The following is a 22,077-nucleotide window of genomic DNA, read 5'->3' as shown; positions in this document are numbered from 1 at the left end:
AAAACCCACAGACCCCGTTTTACGGGGGTTTGGTTCGTTCAACGAGAACAAATACTCGTTAAGACACAAAAACTCTGATTAACTGTAAAAAAGCTCCGATAACGGTAATCAACACCTAAAACACCTTATCGGAAGAAGGTGCATTTTATCCCAGTTTTATTGAAAATTTAATAGGTAGAAAGAATATAATTCTAATAAACGGTCTCTTGAAGGTGCTTTTTTAAATAAGTGTCGATTTGTAGACAATCTGAATCCGACAATTGTACTTTAGCAGCCTCTGCATTCGCTAATGCTTGTCTTTCATTCTTAGCCCCTACCAATACTGATGTAATTCCTTTTTGTTGTGCTGTCCAAGCAATAGCTGTTTGGGCCACAGTACAATCATGTTTTTTAGCTATTTTATCTAAGCATACTAAAAGGCCTTGAACATTTGGCCATATATCTTCGCGATAATAATCATAGAAACGCCCTCGATTATCTCCCTCTTCAAATTCAGGTAGTTCTCTAAATTTCCCAGTTAATAAACCCCCGGCTAAGGTTCCATAAGAAATAACACCCAAATTATTATGCTCACAATAAGGAATAATATCCTTTTCTATTTTACGGTTAAGAATGGAATAGTTTGGTTGTAAACAGACAATATCGGTCATTTGTTGGGCTTGTTCCATTAACTCGACTGAAAAATTTGATACTGCTAGATATCTAAATTTCCCTTGTTCTTTAAATTTTAATAGGGTATTAATGGAATCCTCTAAGGGAGTTGTGGTATCTGGCCAATGGATATAGTATAAATCTATACAATCGGTATTTAGACGACGAAGCGATTCTTCCATATCTTTTTGAAGGTGTTTTGGACTCAAATCCCTTCTGTATTCTGTTTTTGTACGAATAACACCAGCTTTAGTAGCTACTATAACCTTATCCCTTCTATCTTTAATTGCTTTTGCAACAACTTCTTCAGCATGGCCTGCACCATATACCGGTGCAGTATCAATAAAATTAATACCTGCATCTAAAGAAGCGTGAATTGCCTTTATAGACTCTTTATCATCTACATTTCCCCAAAAATCATTTCCCATCGCCCAGGTGCCAATAGCAATTGATGAAACTTTTAAATCGGTATTTGGGATAATATTATATTGCATTTTTAAATTATTTATTGAATGGTTTAATTATGCTAAACTCCTTCTTTACGAAGTACTTCTAGTGGTGGACTCTTAATTACACTATTACTATTCGTCAACCCAATAAGTAGTACTAGAAGCGATATTGCAGGTAAAACAATTAAAAAAGGAATAATTGAAGGAATAAAAGGTGTATCAAAGACGAAATAAGCCAGCAGTTGACTGCTTACTAAGGATAAGACTATACCTATACTAGCACCAAGAACACCTAAATAAAGATATTCGAGAGCTGTAATTCGAAGAATTTGCTTGTTTTTTGCTCCAAGGGTTCTGAGCAATACATTTTCTTTAATGCGCTGATATTTGCTCGTTCGAACAGCTCCAATTAACACAATAATGCCAGTTAGAATACTAAAAAAAGCCATAAAATTAATTACCCAAGATATCTTATCTAATATACCTTCTATCAAAGTAATTATTTGGCGTAAATCGAGAATAGACACAGTTGGAAATTTCATAACCAAGTCTTGTTGCAATTCAGCAGATTTTGCCTCATTTGCTACTTTTGTAGACATAACATGAAATTGCGGCGCATTTTCGAGAACTTTAGTTGGAAAAACAATTGAAAAATTTAGTTGCATTCGTCCCCAATCTACTCCTCTTATATTAGCTACAACCGTTTTCATGATAACTCCATGAACATTAAAAGTCATCTTATCCCCTACTTCTACTAAAGCATCTCTAGCCACATTATTAGCTAATGAAATAGGTATATAACCATTTATTTCACTTTTGTTAGACCATTCACCACTTTCTAGTGTCTCTGAGCTTATAAGGGAATCTCTATAGGTGACCCGAAATTCATGATTTAAAATCCATTGATTTACTTCTGAAAGAGTGTCTTTTCGAATATCATTAGCAAGACGACCATTAATATCATGTACTCGCATGGTAACGATAGGTATCTCATCTATTACCGATAGACCTTTACTAATAATACTATTTGCAATTGTATCTTTTTGGTCGGTTTGAATATCCAATAGAATGATATTCGGGGCTTCAGAACCAGCCTCCATATTAGTTTTAGCCAGGAGAAAATCTTTGGTAAAATACAAATTACTGATTAGAAATGTTCCCACACCAATGGCCAATATCAACACCATAGTTTGATTATTAGGTCTAAACAAGTTTAAGAGACTTTGTCTTGCCGTAAAACTCCAATTTGACGGGAAATACTTTTTTATTACCCACATAAAAAAATTAGCGATACCCGCTAATATGGCAAAAGTTACTGCCACTCCTAATACAAAGCCTAATGCCAGTTTTAAGCCACCTAAAAGCCAATGCGAAAAAAGATATACAAAGCAAATAATAGCAACGATAATTAAGATATTTACCATTTTGGATCTATCCGAAGTATCAGTTTGCGCCCTTAAAACCTGCAAAGGTGAAACATACCAAGTACTCATTAATGGAATTAAGGCAAATAACACAGCCATAAAAATCCCTAATAATAGACCAATAAATATCGGTTGAAAAACCCATGTTAATTCGACTTCAAAAGGCAAAAATCCTTGTAGTAGTAATGGAAAGGACCATTGCAATGATAACCCTAGTATAGTCCCAATTATACCACCCAATAGTCCAATCCCGGCTATCTGAATCAAATAAATAAGAAACGTTTGTTTTCGAGTTGCACCAATACATTTTAAAACTGCTACTGATTGTAATTTTTCTTTTATATAAATGTGAACTGAACTTGCAATACCAACACATCCTAATAGTAGTGCTATAAAAGCTACTAAATTTAAAAACTTAGCAACATTATCATACCTACGCCCTAATTGGCTAGCCGTTGAAATATGCGTATCAAGATCAGCATTTTCAGCATCTAAAATAGGATCTAATTCTTCATCAAACTTTTTTAAATCCAGATTAGAATCGGCAATAAAATAATAATTATAACGAATTCGACTGCCTTTTTGAATGAGTCCCGTTTGAGCTATAAATTTAAAGGGAATTATTACGGGTGGTGCAATTGAGGTAGTAACACCTGTACTTCCTGGAGCAGAAGATAGACTACCGGCTATAGGCAATTTTAAATTACCAACTTTTATTGAGTCTCCTACTTTAAGTTTAAATTGTAACATCAAAGTAGCATCAACAAGTGCTCCTCCAGTCTTTTGATATTCTTTTTTAGAATTTACAGGCTTTGTTAGTAATTCACCATAAAATGGAAAATTACCTTCAATACCTCTTACTAAAACCAATTTAGTGGCTTTTGTATTCGAAAAAGTCGTCATTGAAGGAAAATTAATTTCCTTACCATTCGCACCTCCCAAAGAATCAATAATACCCAATACCCGTTCATTAGGTTCACTATTACTATCTATTTTATAGTCAGCACCCATTAAAGCTTTTGACTGTAGGGCTATGTTATGCTTTAAATTTTCACTAAACGATTGTATAGAAACTACAGCCGCAATACCTAGAATTATAGAGGCCATAAACAAAAACAAACGTTTACTACTTGCCTTACCATCTCGCCAAGCCATTTTAAACAACCAAGCAGTACCTACAGGAGTGGCTATTATGGGTTTATCACTCATAGTTGAACTTTACTTTCATTTGAAACTATTTTACCCCCTTTTAGTTTTAAAATTCGTTGTGTACGTTTAGCTAGCTCTAAATCATGAGTTACTATAACTAAAGTGGTGCCTGCCTCTTTGTTTAAATCGAAGATTAATTGTGCTACAGTAGCGCCCGTTTCCTCATCTAGATTTCCAGTAGGTTCATCTGCAAATAAGATTGATGGTTTATTTGAAAAAGCTCGAGCAAGTGCAACGCGTTGTTGCTCCCCTCCTGAAAGTTGTGTAGGATAATGATGAAAACGATTCGAAAGTCCTACCTTCCCCAACAACTCCATTCCAATTTTCGCTGCATTTTTTGCTCCTTGCAATTCTAAAGGAACACTAACATTTTCTAGAGCTGTAAGTGTCGGAAGCAATTGAAAATTTTGAAAAATAAAACCTACATTCTTATTCCTTAGCATAGCTCTTTCATCTTCATTTAAAGAAGAAATATTTGTCCCACATAGTTCAACTTCTCCATTTGTAGGGCTATCCAATCCAGCACATAGACCGAGAAGTGTAGTTTTTCCGCTACCTGAAGGCCCAACAATTGAGAATGTTTCACCCCTTTTTATAGAAAAAGTTATGTTATCTAAAACAGTTAATTGTTTTGTACCACTTGTATAGGTTTTCTTCAGGTTATTTACGTTTAATATCTTTGTCATGAAGTTTTAAGGGATTTTCTTTTTCAAAGAAAACAAAATAAGCAAATCATTTCCATTTATTACCTTAATTGCTATGTATAAACTATTAAAGTTTCGTTATTTTTTAGTATTCATGATTCTAATTTCTTGTGGGGAATCGAATCAAAAAAAGATTGACAATGCTACCGAAATTGAAAATACGAATCAAACTGAAGTTTCAAATACATCAAAGAATAAAACCATATTGTTTTTTGGAGATAGTTTAACTGCAGGAATGGGACTTGACCCTGAAAATGCTTTTCCAGCACTAATACAAGCGAAAATCGATTCTTTAAGCCTTAATTATTCTGTAATTAATTCTGGTTTAAGTGGGGAAACCACTGCTAGTGGTAAAAACAGACTTAATTGGGTTTTAAACCAGAAGGCTGATATTTTCATACTTGAATTAGGAGCTAATGATGGCTTAAGAGGTATACCACTTTCAGAAACGAAGAAAAATTTACAATTAATTATCGATGCAGTGCATCAGAAAAATGAGGCAACTAAAATAATACTTGCTGGAATGCAAATTCCGCCAAATATGGGACTAGAATATACTAATGAGTTTAAATCAATTTTTCCAGATTTAGCAAAAGAAAATAATTTGGATTTAATTCCGTTTCTACTTAATGGGGTGGCAGGTGAACCAGATTTAAATCAGGCTGACGGAATCCACCCTACTATTGAAGGTCATAAAATAGTTGCTGAAAATACATGGGCTGTTTTAAAAGATTTTGTTATTAATTAATTCTAAATTGTTATCATAATTATTAAAGTGGTTACCAGAATTACATTTCATACATTGTATTTACAGTATATTTAATCGTGATTTTTGTGTTTTTAATCTTGTAGTTTTATAGCCTTGGTTTTATTAATATTATTATCATGCAAAGCACTATCTTAATAAAGATGATAATTAAAAATTTATTTTAAATACCTTAAATCCAACATTTTACATAAATAGATGCTTAATAAATTTGTAAATATTTTGAACTGTGAATAACTAAAGAACTTTACGTGATTTATCGAAAATTTATATTTATTGTTGTTAAATGTGGATTTCTTCGATAATTTTGATTAAAAATGTTTAAATACTATTTTAAAAACAAAGACTATGAAAATTAACTTTATTACCAGAATTATGGCTATTGTATTGCTTGGTTCACTGATAGCAGTGCCCATAGCATGTAGTAGTGACGATGGAGGTGGCGACACTCCTGAAATTACTCCAGTGCCAGATCCAACAAATACTAACACGACAATAGTTACTACTTCTCCGGTTGCCGCAGATGGTACAACTACGGCAATGATTACAGTTACAATAGCTGATACTGAAGGGACAAAATTAACTGCAAGTGGTGGAACTGTAGCTTTAAGTAGTTCTGGTTCTGCAACCGTATCTTCTGTCACTGATAATACTGATGGAACTTATTCTGCAACAGTTACAAATACTGTTGTAGAAACAGTTACAATATCAGGTACATTAGGAGGTACAGCTATTACAAATACTGCAGAAGTTGAATTTACAGAACCACCAGCGGTTGACCCTACAAATGAAAATACAATCATTGAAGCAACGGCTACAACAATTGTTGAAGGAGTTTCCACTTCAACTGTAACGGTTCAATTAGCCGACGAAAATGGTGATAAATATAATATGAGTGGTGGGACTGTCGCTTTAGCTGTTACTGGTTCGGCTGCTATTTCTGCTGTAACTGACAATGAAGATGGTACGTATACTGCCATAGTGACTAATACTGTTGAACAAACCGTAACGGTGTCAGGTACTTTAGATGATGTAGCAATTACAAGTACCACAGATATTACTTTCAATCCAGATGATTCTAATCCAGCTCAAGAAGCTACACAATCTTCAACTCCAGTTGGTCCTTCGTTAGTTAGAATAAATTGCGGTGGTGAAGAAGTAACTTATGACGGTATTACTTTTATAGCAGATCAATATTTCAGTGATAATACATCAGCGTATACTAATGAGTTATTAACTGAAATTAATAACACTGATATGGATGCCCTTTACCTTACGGAAAGAGTCGTTGCTGATGGCGCTCCTGGAGGAATTAAAGGCCCTATGAGCTACGATATTCCTGTAACCAATGGTACGTATACAGTAAAGCTTTATTTTGCTGAGATATATTGGGGTGTAGAAAATCCTGAAGGTTTTGAAGGTGGGAATGGTAGTAGAATATTTAATGCAACTTTAGAAGATACTCCAGTGTTTACTGGATATGACTTACATAAAGATATAGGTGCTGCTGAGCCAGATACTCGTATGTATGATATTGAAGTTACTGATGGTGTGCTCAACATCATATTAGAAGCTACTGTTAATAAGCCAAAAATTTCAGCAATTGAAGTTTTAGGAAATGGCACTGTTGGTTCTTAATCATTTAGAATTTATTAAATCAAAGCCCGTCAAAATTATTGACGGGCTTTTTTATTTTTATTAAGTAAGTTCTTTATCTTAATTAAGACCAATTAATTAAATTATACGTTATGAAATTTATTAATATTCTAGTTTTTATACTTTTTTTAGGCATAAGCACAAGCTGTCAATCATTCACTCGAAAGAAGGTTGCTGTGGTAGAGGAAGGAAATAAGGCCACATACAAACAGTTGGATAAACAAAATTTAAGCAAATATGAAACTGCATATTTTGCAAGTGGCTGTTTTTGGTGTGTTGAAGCAATTTTCGAAAGCGTTAAAGGGGTGAAAGAAGTGATTTCTGGATATTCTGGTGGTAAAGAGAAAAACCCAACCTATGAACAAGTTGGCGGAGGAATGACCTCGCACGCAGAGGCTGTAAAAATTTATTACGATCCAAAAGTAATCTCATTCACCGCATTAGTGCAAGTATTTTTCGGTTCACATGACCCTACTTCTTTAAATAGACAAGGACCCGATCGCGGACGACAATACCGATCAGTGGCATTTTACAAAAATGAAACAGAGAAAAAAATTATTTCAGATTACATTTCATTATTAAAAAGTGAAAATATTTATGATGGTGCACCAATAACTACTGAGGTTACGGCTTTTGAAAAATTCTACATTGCTGAAGATTATCATCAAGATTATGAGAGAAATAATCCTAATAACTCATATATCCGAAATGTATCGGTACCCAGATTAAATAGATTCAAAGAAAATTTTGGAGACTATTTAAAAGACAATGCACATTAATTGAGACAATTTATCAATTCAAATTATCACAAAGCGACTTACATATGGTCGCTTTTTTATTTGTAAATTAGTTGCTTACCAAATTAAAATCTCAAAAGAATATTATGACCACTAGAAGAAATTTTATTAAAAAAACCTCTGCTGGAACTGCTGCCGTTACTTTAGGCGGTCTTATTTTTCCAAAAAATAGTTATGCAAATATATTAGGAGCAAACGACCATATTAATTGTGCAGTAATTGGTGTTCGCAGTCGCGCGAAAGCTCATGTTATAGCAATTAATGCAGATCCTAATGCAAAAATTATCTATAGCTGCGATGTTGATGATGTTATATTAGAAGAACATAACAAGTGGTGTCAAAAAAAAATAGGCTACATGCCTAAAGTTGAAAAAGACTTCCGAAAGGTTCTTGAAGACAAAGATGTTGATGCTGTCTTTATAGCTACTCCTGAACATTGGCATGCTCCTATGGCTATAATGGCGCTACAAGCTGGCAAACATGTTTATGTTGAGAAACCTTGTAGTCATAATCCTCATGAAAACGATTTACTTGTTGCTGCCCAAAAAAAGTATGGCAAGAAAGTTCAAATGGGAAACCAACAACGTTCAGCTAAAACTTCAATATCGGCAATAAAAGATATTCGAAACGGAATTATCGGAAATGTTTATAAAGGTGAAGCTTATTATTCAAGTAATAGAGGCTCAATAGGCATTGGAAAGAAAATAGACGTCCCTAAGACTCTTGATTGGGAACTATGGCAAGGTCCTGCACCAAGAAAAGAATATAAAGACAATATTCACCCTTACAATTGGCATTGGTTCCGTAACTGGGGAACGGGTGAAATGCATAATAATGGAACTCACGAGGTAGATATATGTCGTTGGGCACTAGGGGTTGATCTTCCTGAAAGTGTTACTTCTTTTGGAGGTAAATATACTTTTGATGACGATTGGGAATTTGTCGATAATCAACAGGTAACTTTTAAATTTGCTGATGATAAATTTATAACATGGACAGGCCATAGCAGAGGACTTATTAAACCTAAACAACCAGGTAGAGGCATTACTTTATATGGAAGTAAAGGCACTATAATGTTAGATAGAAATTTCTACAAGCATTTTGGTTTGGATGGCGAATTAATTAAAGAAGAAAAAGAAGGTGCGGCAAGCGCCACCACAAACACTCAGGGTATTGGTGGATTAGATGTAAACCATGTTGGTAACTTTTTTGCTGGTATTCGTTCTGATGTTTCATTACATGCCGAAATTAAAGACGCCAGTATATCTACAATGTTATGTCATTTAGGAAATATGGCGCAAGATGCCGGAGAAATGCTGAAAGTGGATACGACCACTGGTAAAGTTTTGAATAATGATAAAGCTATGCAAAGCTGGAAACGTGAATATGCTAAAGGTTGGGAGCCCAAACTTTAATATATGAAAAGAAGGCAGTTTGCAATTAGAAGTGGTTTAGCTAGTTTAGCTCTTACCACTTCTAATTTTTCTTTAGGAGCGGTTTTAAGGAATAGGCCAAATCCAATCTGCAATATTGGTATTATTGGAACTGGAGTACGTGGTACCGAAATGATTTCTTACATTAACCAGATCCCATATTTCAATATAACGGCGTGTTGTGATATTATACCGTCAAGATTAGAAAATGCACTACAATTATGTAATAATACACCAACTGCACACAAAGATTATAGAAATCTTCTGTCACAAAAGAATATAGATGCTGTTCTTATAGCAACACCCTTTAATTCCCATTCTAAAATAACTATTGATGCAATAAACAAGGGTAAGCATGTTTATTGTGAAAGTACGTTAGCTAAAGGATATCATGGAATTTCAAATTTATCAAAAAGTATTAAAAATATAAATATAATCGTTCAAGCAGGCCATCAATATAGAAGCTTTAGTCTTTACTCTCAAGTAAAAGATTTGATATTAAAGGGAGCTATCGGAAAGATAAATGCTATTGATTGCGTCTCGAATATAAATGGAAATTGGAGAATACCAGTAAAAGACTTTAGGCTGGAAAAATTAATTAATTGGCGTATGTATCGTGAGTTTTCAGGCGGACTAGTCGCGGAAATGTGTGCTCATCAAGTCGATTACATAAATTGGATACTCGATGCTGTTCCTAAAAAAGTCGAAGGTAAAGGTGCTAATGATTACTTCATGGATAATAGAGAAATTTTCGACAATATTATTTTACAGTATACCTACCCTGATAACCTTTCTGCAAATTTCGTTAGTAAAACTAGCTCAGAACCAACATTCTTTGAAATTAAAATTATTGGTAGTATGGGCACTATTAACTTAGATTTAGAAAATGCATGGATTGAAACGAATGGACAAAAAACAATAATCGAAGTGATAGAAGAGAACCCATCCAAACAGGCGCTTATAAATTTCAAAGAAAGTATTGAAGATAAAAAGTCGCCAATTTCGAATGTTCAATCTGCAATTAAAACAGCTATTGCCGTACAAATGGGTATCGACACTTTACTTCATAATAAAGCTATTTATTGGAAGACTGGTTTGGGTGATTAAACTTGAATTAATGGAATACTACTTCACTAAAAACGGACTTAATATTTATACTTTTCTTATTATTTTTATTTAATTGAATGCCACTATAAGTTATAACTTCTGCATTCTTTGTTTTACTAAAATTAATACTATCTGGCGTTTTAATTTCCGAATCAACACTTTCAATATTTACAGCACTAGCTATTTTTGGTAACTTCAAAAACGCTTCTGAATTTTTTAAATTAAGCTCAATATCAGAAAAATCATCTGAAATAGATTTAATATGGATAGGGCCAAAACTATTTTCTACAAAAAGTGTATTTAATAAATTATCGATGGTTACTTCTGATGAAGTTGATTGTAAATCCAAATTTTGAACTTTATTTAATGCCACTTGATCAGAATATTTTGCAACTAACTGTCCATGATTCCAGTTTTGAACACTAACAGGTGTATACATTGCAATTATTTCGGTTTCATCACCATCAACTGTAGCTGCTAGAAGAATCGAATGTGACAATCTTGCGTTCAAATTGTTAACATTTTCAGCAAGAATTACTTCACCATGTTTTACATTCATTTTTAATTTTACAGATTTGGGCATCTTTATTTTAATGGTTTTTTTAATTTTTAAATTCTTCTTATCTCCTGTCGTATTAAAGTAAAATGTATTTGCTCCTCTCATTCTAATGCTATCGATATGTACATTAAAATTTATTAGAGAATCTATTCTTTTTACATTCGCCGCTCTTTCTACTAAATCTTCTAATCTTTTTTCCAATATATAGTCTTGCCGATGAGCTCTTTCTTCTACCCCATTTGCTATTCTTTCAGCATGGTCTTTATTTCTTTCAGCTAAACTTTCTGCCCGTTCTTCCATTCGTTTTCCCCATTTCTCTATATTCTTCTCATATTCTTTATCAAAACCCTTTGAAAATTCCTTTTGCCATTGTTTCATATAAGCCTCACCTTCCATCTTATAAGCATTATAATCAAATTTTCGAAAATGAACCTTTGGTAAAGGTGGCATTTCATTTAACTCAATTAACTCACCTTTTTTAGGCATATTAAGACCATTTGGATCTTGATACCTGTAATTAAAAGGAGAAGATGTAAATGGGATATTTTCTCTAATTGCAGATACTTTAATTTTTTTGCTATTTCCGATTATTTTTATCGAATTATTCTCAAAATAGCTTTCGGCATCTTCTTTTGAAACATCGGCCAATTCTATCGTAGCCTCTATCAAAATCTCATTTTTATTCCACGTTTTAAATTCAATGTCTGTATGGCTCGTATTTATCTCAAGTATAGCTTCATCGCCAACATTAAATCTTTCCTCGAATGTCTTACTTTGGTTCTGTGCAGCTATACTAAAACTGATTAGGCCTAATAGCACAACTGACTTTTTATATAATTTGATCTTGTTCATTTTTTGATGATTTTAATTCATTTAATTTCGTTTTCAACTTTTGAAGCAATTCTAATCGCAATTGTAAATTTTCTATTAACGCGCTTATTGTTTGGTCATTGGGGCCCACTTCATTCAATTCAATATTCAACCTTGCATACTCCTTATCTAAAACTTCAATTTGTTCTAAATAACTATCTATTAAATCCTTGTTGGATTTGTTAAGTTCAATTTTTGACAATTCAAAATTGATTGTAGACACATAATAATCTTCAACTTTCTTTAAATCTGGAGACAAATCTCCCAATGAAAAAGTTTTACTTTTCGATATTCGCTTGCTTTTTTCAACAACCGCATCCTTGGAAATAATAACTTCGTTTTTATTTATATAAAAAATAGAAATTCCCAATACTATTAGTATTGTTGCGGCCACTTTCCAAAGTACAAAATGTGATTTTTTGGGCTGTGGCAATTCCTTTTCTAGGCGTTCTAAAAATCGTTCTGTATGCCCGGGTGAAATCAAATTTTCACTATTAGTGTTATCCTCCTCAAATAATTTTCTTAAATCTTTCGACATGGTTTTAATTTTTTAACAATGCTCGTAAATAGCCTTTGCCCCTTAATAATCTTGTTCTACAAGCCGACTCAGAAAGGTTTAATATTTCAGCTATTTCCGAATGATCATACCCTTCTACTAAAAAAAGACGAACAACATATTTATACTTTTCTGGTAACTTATCCATTTTCAACTTTACTTCTTGCACGGTAGTAGCCTCGGGCACGGACCAATCATCATTTTCGACAATAGATAAGTGAGACTCATTCATTTCAACACGTATTTCTTTCTTATTCTTGATGAAATCGAGACTTCTATTAACAACTATTTTCTTAAGCCATGCACCAAAACTTACTTCTCCACTGTACTGCTCAATTTTTTGAAAAGCTTTTATAAAAGACTCTTGAACAACATCTTCAGCATCATCACTATTTTTTAAAAATCCAAAAGCAACATAATACATAGCATCACAATATTGTTTATACAACTTTAACTGTGCTTTACGGTCGTTGGCTTTGCACCTTTCTACCAAATTAATTTGAAACATTTAGTTGGTTGCGTATGATGATTAATGTTATTGTTTTCCTAAAGACGACGAAAAAATTAAGATGTTGCAAAAAAAAATTATTTTTATGATTCCCTAAATAAATTAAGATTGAAACAAGTTACTTTAAGCACCCCATTTATTACACTTATCATCATTGATTATGGGGCTCGTATTCAAAAATTATTGGTCAAGGATAAATATGGAAAATCTACGAATGTAGTTGTCGGCTATGAATTTGCTTCTAATTATTTAAAAGATACGGCATGCTTAGGTTCGTCTGTTGGAAGGTATGCCGGCAGAATATCTAATGGTAGTTTTGAATTAGATCGAGAAACATTTAATCTTTATGAAAATTCCAAAATTCACCTGCATGGTGGCAAAGAAGGTTTTCATAAAAAATATTGGAAATTCGAAGCTGTTAATTATGGTAAAGAACCACAAGTAACACTTTCATACTTCAGTAAACATTTAGAGGAAGGATACCCTGGAAATTTAAAAACATTTGTCACCTATAAACTTAAGAATAATGCACTCTATATAAACTATCAGGCAAGAACAGACCGTACTACAGTTGTTAACTTAACTAATCATTCCTATTTTAAACTTGATAATTCTAACAGTATTTCTGAACATCATCTACAATTAAATTGTCCTGATTATTTAGAAACTTATGAGAATTTGTTGCCCACTGGCAAATTACTCCCTGTCCAAGGCACATCTTATAATTTTTTAGAAGAAAAACCTATTGCAGATAAAAAACTTGATACAACTTTTGCAGTTGGTCTTAACAATGAGGTAATTGCAAAATTAGCCTCTAAAAAATCTGGTATAAGTATGGAAGTAACCACAAATCAAAGAGGCGTGGTTGTATATACGCCGCTAAAATTTGCAGGTATTTGTTTTGAAACACAAAACTTTCCAGATGCTCCTAACCACAAAAATTTTCCAAGTAGCATTTTAAAACCAAATCAAAAATATACTAATCAAAGTAAATTCGAATTTGATTTAATTTAAAAACCCCACATAAAAATGCGGGGTTTTTCAATAAGTATTTTGACAATTATTCGTCAAGTAGTAAATTCAATTTTACAGTTATATTATCTCTTGTCGCCTTACTGTAAGGGCATATCTCATGAGCTCCATTAACTAAATCCTCACCCTTCTCCATAGTTACTGTTGGTAAATAAGCATCTATTACGGCGCCAAGAAAAAAGCCTTCTTCCTCTTTATTAAAAGAAATTGTTGCACTTACACTAAAATCTCCTAAATCTTTAACTCCATGATTTGGAGCTATTGCTTGTATAGCACCAGCAAAACAAGTAGCATAAGCAGCTGCAAATAATTCCTCCGGATTTGTTTTATCAGTACCTGAGACCCCATTACTATCTGGCATTTCTATTTCAAAATCTATAGGGCCATCTTCAGATTTTACATGACCAGATCTACCACCCTTATTTGTTGCCTTTGTTTTAAAAATAGTTTTCATATACTCTAAATTATTGTTTACCTTATAATACTGCTTACTTTGGTATTTTACCAAAAATGAATATTAAAATTATGTGAAATCTTAAGTATTAAAAATTAAATCAGCTTTGTAAAAATGGTTTAGTAATTTTATAAAAAAATAAAGAAAAAAGTTATGAAATTTTTAAAATGGTTTGCAATAATTGCAGTTGTTGGACTTTTAATTATGTTCGTTGGTATGCCTATTATGCAACAACAAACAAAAAAACACAGTCCTGAAAAAATAAGTACATACACCAAAGACGGTTTAGATATGGCAGTACATTATTCAAGCCCATCAAAAAAAGGAAGAGAAATTTTTGGCGAACTAGTTCCCTATAATCTTGTTTGGAGAACTGGTGCTAATGAACCAACAACTTTTACCACAAAAACCGATATAAAAATAATTGATAAAAAATTAAAAGCTGGCACCTACTCTTTGTGGACAATACCAAACGAGCAATCTTGGAAAGTTATGTTTAATGAAGAAATACCAGATTGGGGAGTTACAGTTTTGAGTGGTGGTAAAGAAACCACTAGAGATGAAGAGGCTGATTTTATCAATGTTGAAATTCCTGTAAATAAACTGACTGAACCTGTTGAAAATTTTACTATTGATTTCGACAACACTAATCAATTAAGCCTAAACCTTTCATGGGATGATACTGAAATTATTGTACCAATAAATAAATAATTTTGAGTACCAAAAGAAATAAAAGTAATGCTAGAATTTCTGAAATTAAAGCAAAGCGAAAAGTTGAAATTTCTGTTGATGAAATATTTGAAGGACTACTATCGAATGACAAAACTTCGCTCGGTAGAGCTATTACGCTTGTAGAAAGTAACAATCCGGACCATTATGATGCCGCTCAAGAATTAATTGAACGGTGTTTAAACATAAAAATTTTAAGCACTAGAATAGGTATTACTGGAGTTCCAGGTGTGGGCAAAAGCACCTTTATTGAAACCTTAGGAATTAATCTAACCGATGTAAAAAAGAAAGTCGCAGTTTTAGCAATCGATCCTACCAGTATTAAAAATAAAGGAAGCATTTTGGGAGACAAAACCAGAATGCAGCAATTATCTCAAAATTCAAATGCATTTATACGACCTTCACCCGCTGGCGAATCTCTGGGAGGTGTAGCACAAAAAACTAGAGAAGCCATTATTATTTGTGAGGCCGCCGGTTACGATATTATTTTAATAGAAACTGTGGGTGTTGGGCAAAGTGAAGTTGCTGTACACAGTATGGTTGATTTTTTTCTTGTTCTAAAATTAAGTGGTGCTGGTGATGAACTTCAGGGTATCAAAAGGGGTATTCTAGAATTAGCCGATGCTGTGGTAATAAACAAGGCAGACGGTGATAATATTAATGCAGCTAATTTGGCGGTTAAGGAATTTACCAGAGCATTACATTTATATCCACCAAAAAATAATGGATGGACTGCTAAAGTTGCTGCCTGCTCTGCTCTAGAAAATTCTGGAATTAAAGAAATATGGGAAATGATTGATTACTACCTGAAAGAAAATAGTAAAAATGGCTATTTAAAAATATTACGAAACGAACAAAATAAATATTGGCTTTTACAAACAATAGAAAATCGATTGTTGTCTGATTTTTATCAAAACGTAATAATAAAAAAAGAACTAGTTGTACAGCTAGAAGAAGTCTCTAAGGGTAATACTTCACCTTTTAAAGCTGCTCAGAAATTATTAAGTCTAGGCAAGAATTCTGAAAATTAGAATTTTAATTGTATTACAGATTACTTAAAAATTTAAGTAGCCAAAATGTTCATCCGTATTTCTTTGTAAAAATTCTTTGCAATAATTTTGAGAAAATCCACCCAAATAAAGCACCTAAAAATATTCCAGTAAATACATCTAACGGAAAATGTACACCTATATAAATTCTACTATAAGCTACAAGACTAGCCCAAATTAAAATAAAAATTACGACAGCTTTCCTATTAGTTTTTAATATAGAACTAAAGAAAATTGCCACCGCGAAAGAATTTGCCGCATGAGCCGAAAAATAACCAAACTGACCTCTATGTAGACAGGAATCTAATACTTGACGCATAATCATATTCACATCTGAATCAAAACAAGGTCTTAACCGTTTAATTCCGTATTTAAAAAAATTGGCGAGCTGGTCTACGCAAAGAATCATTAACGCTACAGCCACTAAAACAAATAAGGTTTTCTTTATTCCAAATTGACGATACGTTAAAAATAACAACACCAAATAAATGGGAATAGAATTTAATTTATTGGTAACAAAAACCCAAAAATTATCCCAATTTGAATTTCCCAAATTATTCAGAAAAAGAAATAAATCTTTGTCAAATTGAAGAATGGTTTCCATACAACTATTTAATCTTCGTACCGAACTACTTCCCTATCGTAAAAAGCAGTTGCACCATCAATCAAAGATTGCATTTCTTCTTTTAAATCATTTTCATCTTCCTTAGAGAACTCTTCAAACCACTCAACCTCATCATTCTCAAGATTAATAATAAATCGTGGGTATTCTGTATGAATGATATAAATCGCTTCAGGATAATCTGTATTATCACCTAAGATATATTTTGGCAAATCCATTTAAAATATTTTTAACTAATAACTATTACTGAGTAACAAATAAACAAAGCTATTGTGAAATTAATTTTTTGGTTAAATAATTAAACCGAATATACAACATAATGGCAGAAGCGGTAAGCCCCAATAACAAACCAATCCATATACCGACACTTTTAAGTTCCGTATGTAATCCTAAATAATAACAAAGCGGGAAACCGATTACCCAGTATGCAAATAAGGTAATCCACGTTGGTATTTTCACGTCTTGCAGACCACGTAAAGCACCTAATACAACAACCTGAATTCCATCTGAGATTTGATAAAAAGCGGCAATCACCATTAATTGAGCGGTTAAAGCAATAACTTCCGTATTATCAGCAAGATTTATTAAATCTTTTTCATCTAAATATAAAGTTGGAAACCAATTTCTACCTATAAAAAATAGGATCGCAAAAACTATTTCAAACAATAAGGTTAGAATAAAAATAGAAAAAGCAATTCGTCGTAATTCTTTAAAATTGTGTAATCCCTTTTGATTACCAACACGAATCATTGCCGCTACACTTAAACCCATACCGACCATAAATGTCATACTAGTTAAATTCAAAGCAATTTGATTGGCAGCCTGCGGATTCTTACCCAGTACGCCGGTTAGCCATATAGCAGCAGTGAAAATAACCACCTCAAAAAACATTTGTAAAGCAGAAGGGAAACCTAAACTAATGATTTTTCGCATCACCTTCTTTTCAATTTTCTTAAAATTAAAGGCAGTAACATAATCGTGAAACTTATTTTTATTTTTTAGCATTAACCAAATAAATAAAATCATAACAACTCGCGAAACTAGTGTTCCAATTGCCGCCCCAATTATACCCATTTGAGGAAATCCCAGGTTGCCAAAAATCAACAAATAGTTCAGTAAAATGTTTAAGACATTTGCAATAACTGCTGCATACATTGGGTATTTTGTTTGTGAAAGTCCCTCTGAAAATTGCTTAAATGCCTGAAATATCACCAAGGGCACAAGTGATAGAGCTACTAAATCTAAATACGGCATTGCCAGTGCTACTACCTCGGTAGGCTGATTCATGTAATACAATACTGGCTTACATAACATAATTACCCCAAAAAGAGTTAAACCTATTAATGTACACAGGATTAATCCATGTTTAAATGCACTTTTTGCATCTGTTTTCTTACCAGCACTATCCGCTTCTGCTACTAATGGGGTAATAGCAGTTGAAAATCCAATACCAAACGACATTCCTATAAAAACAAAACTACTTCCTAAAGAAACGGCAGCTAGCTCTGCCGTACCTAACTGCCCAACCATTACATTATCTGCAAATTGCACCAAGGTGTGTCCTATTAGCCCTAAAATAACTGGTGAAGCGAGTTTTAGGTTATACCTGAATTCTTTAATATACTGTTGCAATAAAATTAATTTAGAAAGGCAAAGTTAATTGATATAAGACAGTTAAAAGAATAGAAATAAAGCTAGTTTTTATTAAATAAGTAGGGTTTTTCTGACCAATAAGTTATTTTTGCAACATATTTAATATGTTACATATTAACTCTAACAAATCTTATATGTTTAATTATTGCCTAATGTGTGTTCTGTTGGTGTTTAGAAACCATCCTTTTTTTAAACAAATACACAGCTTTTGAAAAAATCTTCACGATTAATATACCTCATATTTATTGTCACTGTTTTAGTTTTAATTTTTACTGACCAATACCTTCTTAATATTAGATTAGAAGATCAAAAATCAGATGCAGAATTAATCAACTTATCTGGGCGACAACGTATGTATAGTCAGAAAATCGCAAATCAACTACTTTTTATAGCTCATAAAACTGACAAGAAAACTTATAACATTGAAAGTTTAAGAGCATTAACTGATGAATGGAAAGTTGCACATCAAAAATTGTATCTGCGTAATTCAGAACTAAATAACAGTAAAAAGCTCGATTCTCTTTTTCTTATTAGTTCTAATCAATTGGAAAACATGTCGGAGGCAAGTCTTCTGTTTCAACAAAACCAGAGTGATAGTATTTTGCAATTTTCAATAAGAACCATCGCGAAACTTAAAACACCTTTTTTATTTAATATGGAAGCTATTGTAGCAGAATATCAAAGGCTTGCTGAGCAAAAAATCCTAAAGACTAAAAAAATTCTATTTTGGTTTTTATTGTTTTCGGTTGTTATATTGATAGCTGAATTTACTATAATTATAATTCCATTCTTAACCAAATTACAACATAAAAATGTAGCCTTAGAAAAAGCTAATAAACAGTTAGAATCATTCGCAGCTATTACATCACATAACTTAAGAGCACCGGTAAGCAACTTAAACTCATTACTTCAAATTTATAATTCATCGGATAGTTTACAAGACAGAGAAACTATTTTTATAAAAATTGAAACTGTAATTCATCACTTAACAAATACTCTAGGCAACTTATTAGAATTCTTAAAAATTAAGAATGATAAAGATGTGAAAATTGAAACCATAATTCTCAATGATGTATTCGAAAATACGATGGCTCTTTTATCAGATTCTATTTTTCAATCTTCGGCATCAATTAAAGCTGATTTTAGTGCCGCTACTACTGTTAAATTTAATAACGTTTATTTAGAAAGTATTTTTCTCAATATAATTGGTAATTCAATAAAATTTAGGGCCAATAATAGAATACCGAAAATTTTTATTAAGTCAGAACCATTTAAGAAAAAAACTAAAATTACATTTGAGGATAACGGTTTGGGAATAGACTTAAAACGACATGGAAATAAATTATTCGGACTTAATAAAACATTCCACAGACATCCGGAATCTAACGGCATTGGACTTTATATGACTAAAATTAAAGTTGAAACCTTAGGTGGTAGCATAGCAGCACAAAGTGAAGTTGACAAAGGATCAACATTTACAATTATAATTTAAGACTAGCACATGAAAAAACTCCTTAACGTTTGCATAATTGATGATGATGATATTCACTTGTATACCATAAAAAGAGCTCTAAAAGAAATTGCTATACCTCAAGAAATTTCCACTTTTTCTGATGGTGAAGAGGCTATAAATTTTATAAAAGATAATTCGGATAACTCCGACGCATTACCGGATTTAATATTGCTTGATATTAATATGCCTATTATGGATGGTTTTGATTTTATTGAGGCCTTTGTTGAGCTTAAAATAAAGAAAGACATTATTATACACATGGTATCCTCTTCGGTTAACCCTAACGATATAAAACGTGCAAAAGATATACCTCAAATAACGGAGTATATTACAAAACCCATATCACCAAAAGTACTAGAACAGTTAATAAAAAATGCGGCTTAATTACTAATCATTCTTTTTAGACTCTTCCCAAAACACATCCATTTCTTTTAAACTCATTTCACTTAAAGACATATTTAATCCTTTTGCTTTAGATTCTAAAAACTGAAAACGTTTCATAAACTTTTTATTGGTACGCTCTAAAGCATTTTCAGGATTTATTTTTAAAAAGCGAGCATAATTTACCATTGAAAACATAACATCGCCAAACTCGGCTTCCATTTTATCTAAGTTCTCTGATTTTACTTCGTCTGTAAATTCCTTTAGTTCTTCTTCCAATTTTTCAAATACCTGTTCTGGTTTCTCCCAATCAAAACCGACACCAGCAACTTTATCTTGTATTCTGTTTGCTTTTACCAATGCTGGCAGACCATTGGGCACACCTTCCAAAACACTTTTCTTACCTTCTTTTAGTTTTAGCTGTTCCCAATTTCGTTTTACATCTTCTTCATTTTCAACCTTCACATCACCATAAATATGTGGGTGTCTGTTTATTAATTTTTCACAAATATTATTGGCAACATCTGCTATATCAAAATCATTAGTTTCTGATCCAATTTTGGCATAAAAAACAATGTGTAATAAAACGTCACCTAGTTCCTTCTTAACTTCCTCTAAATCTTCATCCAAAATTGCATCTCCCAATTCGTAGGTCTCTTCTATTGTTAAATGTCGTAAACTTTGCATGGTCTGTTTTTTATCCCATGGGCATTGTTCTCTTAGCTCATCCATTATTGTTAACAATCGATCAAACGCAGCTAACTGTTCTTTTCTATTATTCATTGAAAGGTGTTTCCGCAAAAGTACAAAGACAGATACAGACGGTATGCTTAATATTTAGTACTTTAGAAGTCGTTCTAAAATGAAAATTAATTTCATGTTAGAAGAGACCTAACAAACCATAATCAACTAATGAAAACAAAACTAACAACAGTATTTTTTGCGCTTTTTTTTATTCATCTAAATTGCAAGGCCCAAAACTTAAACGAAAAAGCAAATATTTTTATCGCTTCACTAAGTGAAGATTTAAAGGCTAAAGCCATATTTTCATTGGATGATGAAGAGCGATTTAACATGAAATATATTCCAATTTCTAGAAAAGGGCCACGTTTTCATGATTTTAATGAAATACAAAAATCGGCTGCAATTGATTTACTTAAATCTTCGCTTGGTGAAGAAGGTTTTCGAAAATCGAAAGATATAATGTCTTTAGAAAAAGTTCTTCGTGTAATTGAAGATGATGATAATGATTTAATGCCAGATGGCAGGCCACGAAGGGATCCATTAAATTATCATTTCTTAATTTTTGGTGATCCGGCTTCAGAAAACCCTTGGGGTTGGAAATTTGAAGGACATCACCTATCCTTGAATTTCACATCTTCGGATGGCAAAATATCTTCGGCTACGCCCATATTCTTTGGTGCCAATCCCGGGGTAATTAAAATAACAGGACACAAAGATAAAGAAGTCCTAAAAAAAGAAACTTCCTTGAGTTTTAAATTGGTAAACTCTCTCTCTTCCGAACAATTAAAAAAAGCAAAATTTGCGGATATTGCTCCAGAAGAAATAATAACTACCACAATTAGAAAAGTTGAAAATTTTGAGCAAAAAGGAATTTTCTTCAATGAATTAACGACCACGCAAAAAGAAACTTTCAACGAATTGCTCGATTTATATATGAACAATTACGAGAAGAAATTTTCTGAAGCATATCGTGAGAAAATAAAAAATGCCGGTATTGATAAACTATCTTTCTCTTGGGCCGGAAGCTTGGTTCCAGGCACGCCAAACTATTGGTGTATACAAGGCCCTGTTTTAATTATCGAATATGACAATACACAAACAGATGCTAATCATGTGCATACCGTTGTTCGAGATCCAACCAACGATTATGGAGAGGACACTTTACAAAAACATTACGAAGAAGGTCATCATAAAAAATAGAATTAAATTAT

At 32.6% G+C, this 22,077-nt stretch carries 22 protein-coding genes; 11 read left to right on the top strand and 11 right to left on the bottom strand.

Translation table 11 applies throughout. The features are described from left to right. Window positions 1-191: 191 nt before the first annotated feature. Genes ABJF52_RS19485 through ABJF52_RS19475 form a run of 3 tightly spaced genes read right to left on the bottom strand, consistent with a single transcriptional unit; the run spans window position 192 to window position 4,419 of the window. On the bottom strand, window positions 192-1,145 hold the full coding sequence (locus tag ABJF52_RS19485) for an aldo/keto reductase (RefSeq protein ID WP_348153931.1): 954 nt from the start codon (window positions 1,143-1,145) through the stop codon (window positions 192-194). A gap of 32 nt (window positions 1,146-1,177) precedes the next feature. Further along, window positions 1,178-3,733: an FtsX-like permease family protein gene (locus ABJF52_RS19480; RefSeq protein ID WP_348153929.1), complete on the bottom strand. Its 2,556-nt coding sequence runs from the start codon at window positions 3,731-3,733 to the stop codon at window positions 1,178-1,180. Continuing rightward, the gene (locus ABJF52_RS19475) at window positions 3,730-4,419 is read right to left on the bottom strand and encodes an ABC transporter ATP-binding protein (RefSeq protein ID WP_348153927.1); all 690 of its coding nucleotides are present in this window, start codon (window positions 4,417-4,419) and stop codon (window positions 3,730-3,732) included. Before ABJF52_RS19475 ends, ABJF52_RS19480 begins: the two co-directional genes overlap by 4 nt. Window positions 4,420-4,531: 112 nt before the next feature. Between ABJF52_RS19475 and ABJF52_RS19470 the strand changes: the two genes are divergently transcribed. The 5 genes from ABJF52_RS19470 to ABJF52_RS19450 all read left to right on the top strand — a co-directional run bounded on the left by ABJF52_RS19470 (window position 4,532) and on the right by ABJF52_RS19450 (window position 10,196). Next, window positions 4,532-5,185: an arylesterase gene (locus tag ABJF52_RS19470; RefSeq protein WP_348153926.1), complete on the top strand. Its 654-nt coding sequence runs from the start codon at window positions 4,532-4,534 to the stop codon at window positions 5,183-5,185. Window positions 5,186-5,551: 366 nt separating this feature from the next. Next, window positions 5,552-6,841: an invasin domain 3-containing protein gene (locus ABJF52_RS19465; protein ID WP_348153924.1), complete on the top strand. Its 1,290-nt coding sequence runs from the start codon at window positions 5,552-5,554 to the stop codon at window positions 6,839-6,841. Between the two features lie 110 nt (window positions 6,842-6,951). Continuing rightward, entirely contained in the window at window positions 6,952-7,638 is a 687-nt protein-coding gene (gene msrA / locus ABJF52_RS19460) for a peptide-methionine (S)-S-oxide reductase MsrA (RefSeq protein WP_348153922.1), read from the top strand. A 104-nt stretch (window positions 7,639-7,742) separates the two neighbouring features. Beyond that, the gene (locus ABJF52_RS19455; RefSeq protein WP_348153920.1) at window positions 7,743-9,071 is read left to right on the top strand and encodes a Gfo/Idh/MocA family oxidoreductase; all 1,329 of its coding nucleotides are present in this window, start codon (window positions 7,743-7,745) and stop codon (window positions 9,069-9,071) included. Between the two features lie 3 nt (window positions 9,072-9,074). Continuing rightward, window positions 9,075-10,196 (top strand): Gfo/Idh/MocA family oxidoreductase, encoded by a 1,122-nt coding sequence (locus ABJF52_RS19450; RefSeq protein WP_348153918.1) that lies wholly within the window; start codon window positions 9,075-9,077, stop codon window positions 10,194-10,196. Between the two features lie 7 nt (window positions 10,197-10,203). Here the strand turns inward: ABJF52_RS19450 and ABJF52_RS19445 are convergent, their stop codons facing one another. The 3 genes from ABJF52_RS19445 to ABJF52_RS19435 are packed head-to-tail and all read right to left on the bottom strand — an operon-like array spanning window position 10,204 to window position 12,689. Continuing rightward, window positions 10,204-11,607, bottom strand: coding sequence for a hypothetical protein (locus ABJF52_RS19445; RefSeq protein ID WP_348153916.1), 1,404 nt, complete (start codon window positions 11,605-11,607; stop codon window positions 10,204-10,206). Then, complete coding sequence (locus tag ABJF52_RS19440) at window positions 11,585-12,163, bottom strand: hypothetical protein (protein ID WP_348153914.1); 579 nt, start codon at window positions 12,161-12,163, stop codon at window positions 11,585-11,587. Before ABJF52_RS19440 ends, ABJF52_RS19445 begins: the two co-directional genes overlap by 23 nt. A 4-nt stretch (window positions 12,164-12,167) precedes the next feature. Continuing rightward, the gene (locus ABJF52_RS19435; protein WP_348153912.1) at window positions 12,168-12,689 is read right to left on the bottom strand and encodes an RNA polymerase sigma factor; all 522 of its coding nucleotides are present in this window, start codon (window positions 12,687-12,689) and stop codon (window positions 12,168-12,170) included. A gap of 108 nt (window positions 12,690-12,797) precedes the next feature. Here ABJF52_RS19435 and ABJF52_RS19430 point away from each other — a divergent pair, with 108 nt between their 5' ends. After that, the gene (locus ABJF52_RS19430) at window positions 12,798-13,703 is read left to right on the top strand and encodes an aldose epimerase family protein (protein ID WP_348153911.1); all 906 of its coding nucleotides are present in this window, start codon (window positions 12,798-12,800) and stop codon (window positions 13,701-13,703) included. A gap of 46 nt (window positions 13,704-13,749) precedes the next feature. Here ABJF52_RS19430 and ABJF52_RS19425 read toward each other — a convergent pair whose 3' ends face one another. After that, the gene (locus ABJF52_RS19425) at window positions 13,750-14,175 is read right to left on the bottom strand and encodes an Ohr family peroxiredoxin (protein ID WP_348153909.1); all 426 of its coding nucleotides are present in this window, start codon (window positions 14,173-14,175) and stop codon (window positions 13,750-13,752) included. Window positions 14,176-14,328: 153 nt separating this feature from the next. Here ABJF52_RS19425 and ABJF52_RS19420 point away from each other — a divergent pair, with 153 nt between their 5' ends. Both ABJF52_RS19420 and meaB read left to right on the top strand, forming a co-directional pair. Next, the gene (locus tag ABJF52_RS19420; RefSeq protein WP_348153907.1) at window positions 14,329-14,886 is read left to right on the top strand and encodes a DUF2911 domain-containing protein; all 558 of its coding nucleotides are present in this window, start codon (window positions 14,329-14,331) and stop codon (window positions 14,884-14,886) included. A gap of 2 nt (window positions 14,887-14,888) precedes the next feature. After that, window positions 14,889-15,935 carry a methylmalonyl Co-A mutase-associated GTPase MeaB gene (gene meaB, locus ABJF52_RS19415; RefSeq protein ID WP_348153905.1) on the top strand — a complete coding sequence of 349 codons (1,047 nt, stop codon included), beginning with the start codon at window positions 14,889-14,891 and terminating at the stop codon, window positions 15,933-15,935. Between the two features lie 49 nt (window positions 15,936-15,984). Here the strand turns inward: meaB and ABJF52_RS19410 are convergent, their stop codons facing one another. The 3 genes from ABJF52_RS19410 to ABJF52_RS19400 are packed head-to-tail and all read right to left on the bottom strand — an operon-like array spanning window position 15,985 to window position 18,213. Further along, window positions 15,985-16,557, bottom strand: coding sequence for a phosphatase PAP2 family protein (locus ABJF52_RS19410; RefSeq protein ID WP_348153903.1), 573 nt, complete (start codon window positions 16,555-16,557; stop codon window positions 15,985-15,987). 8 nt (window positions 16,558-16,565) lie between these two features. Next, window positions 16,566-16,793: a hypothetical protein gene (locus tag ABJF52_RS19405; RefSeq protein WP_348153901.1), complete on the bottom strand. Its 228-nt coding sequence runs from the start codon at window positions 16,791-16,793 to the stop codon at window positions 16,566-16,568. 49 nt (window positions 16,794-16,842) lie between these two features. Beyond that, window positions 16,843-18,213, bottom strand: a complete 1,371-nt coding sequence (locus tag ABJF52_RS19400) for an MATE family efflux transporter (protein WP_348153934.1) — start codon at window positions 18,211-18,213, stop codon at window positions 16,843-16,845. A 223-nt stretch (window positions 18,214-18,436) separates the two neighbouring features. On the opposite strand from ABJF52_RS19400, the gene ABJF52_RS19395 reads away from it, so the two are divergent. Together ABJF52_RS19395 and ABJF52_RS19390 are read left to right on the top strand one after the other, a co-directional pair. Next, window positions 18,437-19,720, top strand: a complete 1,284-nt coding sequence (locus tag ABJF52_RS19395) for an ATP-binding protein (protein ID WP_348153900.1) — start codon at window positions 18,437-18,439, stop codon at window positions 19,718-19,720. Window positions 19,721-19,729: 9 nt separating this feature from the next. After that, on the top strand, window positions 19,730-20,125 hold the full coding sequence (locus tag ABJF52_RS19390) for a response regulator (protein WP_348153899.1): 396 nt from the start codon (window positions 19,730-19,732) through the stop codon (window positions 20,123-20,125). 3 nt (window positions 20,126-20,128) lie between these two features. Here ABJF52_RS19390 and mazG read toward each other — a convergent pair whose 3' ends face one another. Continuing rightward, window positions 20,129-20,905 (bottom strand): nucleoside triphosphate pyrophosphohydrolase, encoded by a 777-nt coding sequence (mazG, locus tag ABJF52_RS19385; RefSeq protein ID WP_348153897.1) that lies wholly within the window; start codon window positions 20,903-20,905, stop codon window positions 20,129-20,131. Between the two features lie 129 nt (window positions 20,906-21,034). Between mazG and ABJF52_RS19380 the strand changes: the two genes are divergently transcribed. Next, window positions 21,035-22,066: a DUF3500 domain-containing protein gene (locus ABJF52_RS19380; protein WP_348153895.1), complete on the top strand. Its 1,032-nt coding sequence runs from the start codon at window positions 21,035-21,037 to the stop codon at window positions 22,064-22,066. The last annotated feature ends 11 nt before the right edge of the window (window positions 22,067-22,077 follow it).

The organism is Aurantibacter sp., assembly GCF_039941195.1.
In the GTDB taxonomy this organism is placed as follows: Bacteria; Bacteroidota; Bacteroidia; order Flavobacteriales; family Flavobacteriaceae; genus Aurantibacter_A.
The sequence above is the reverse complement of the archived record's forward strand: the minus strand, read 5'-3'. Positions and strand labels throughout refer to the sequence as shown.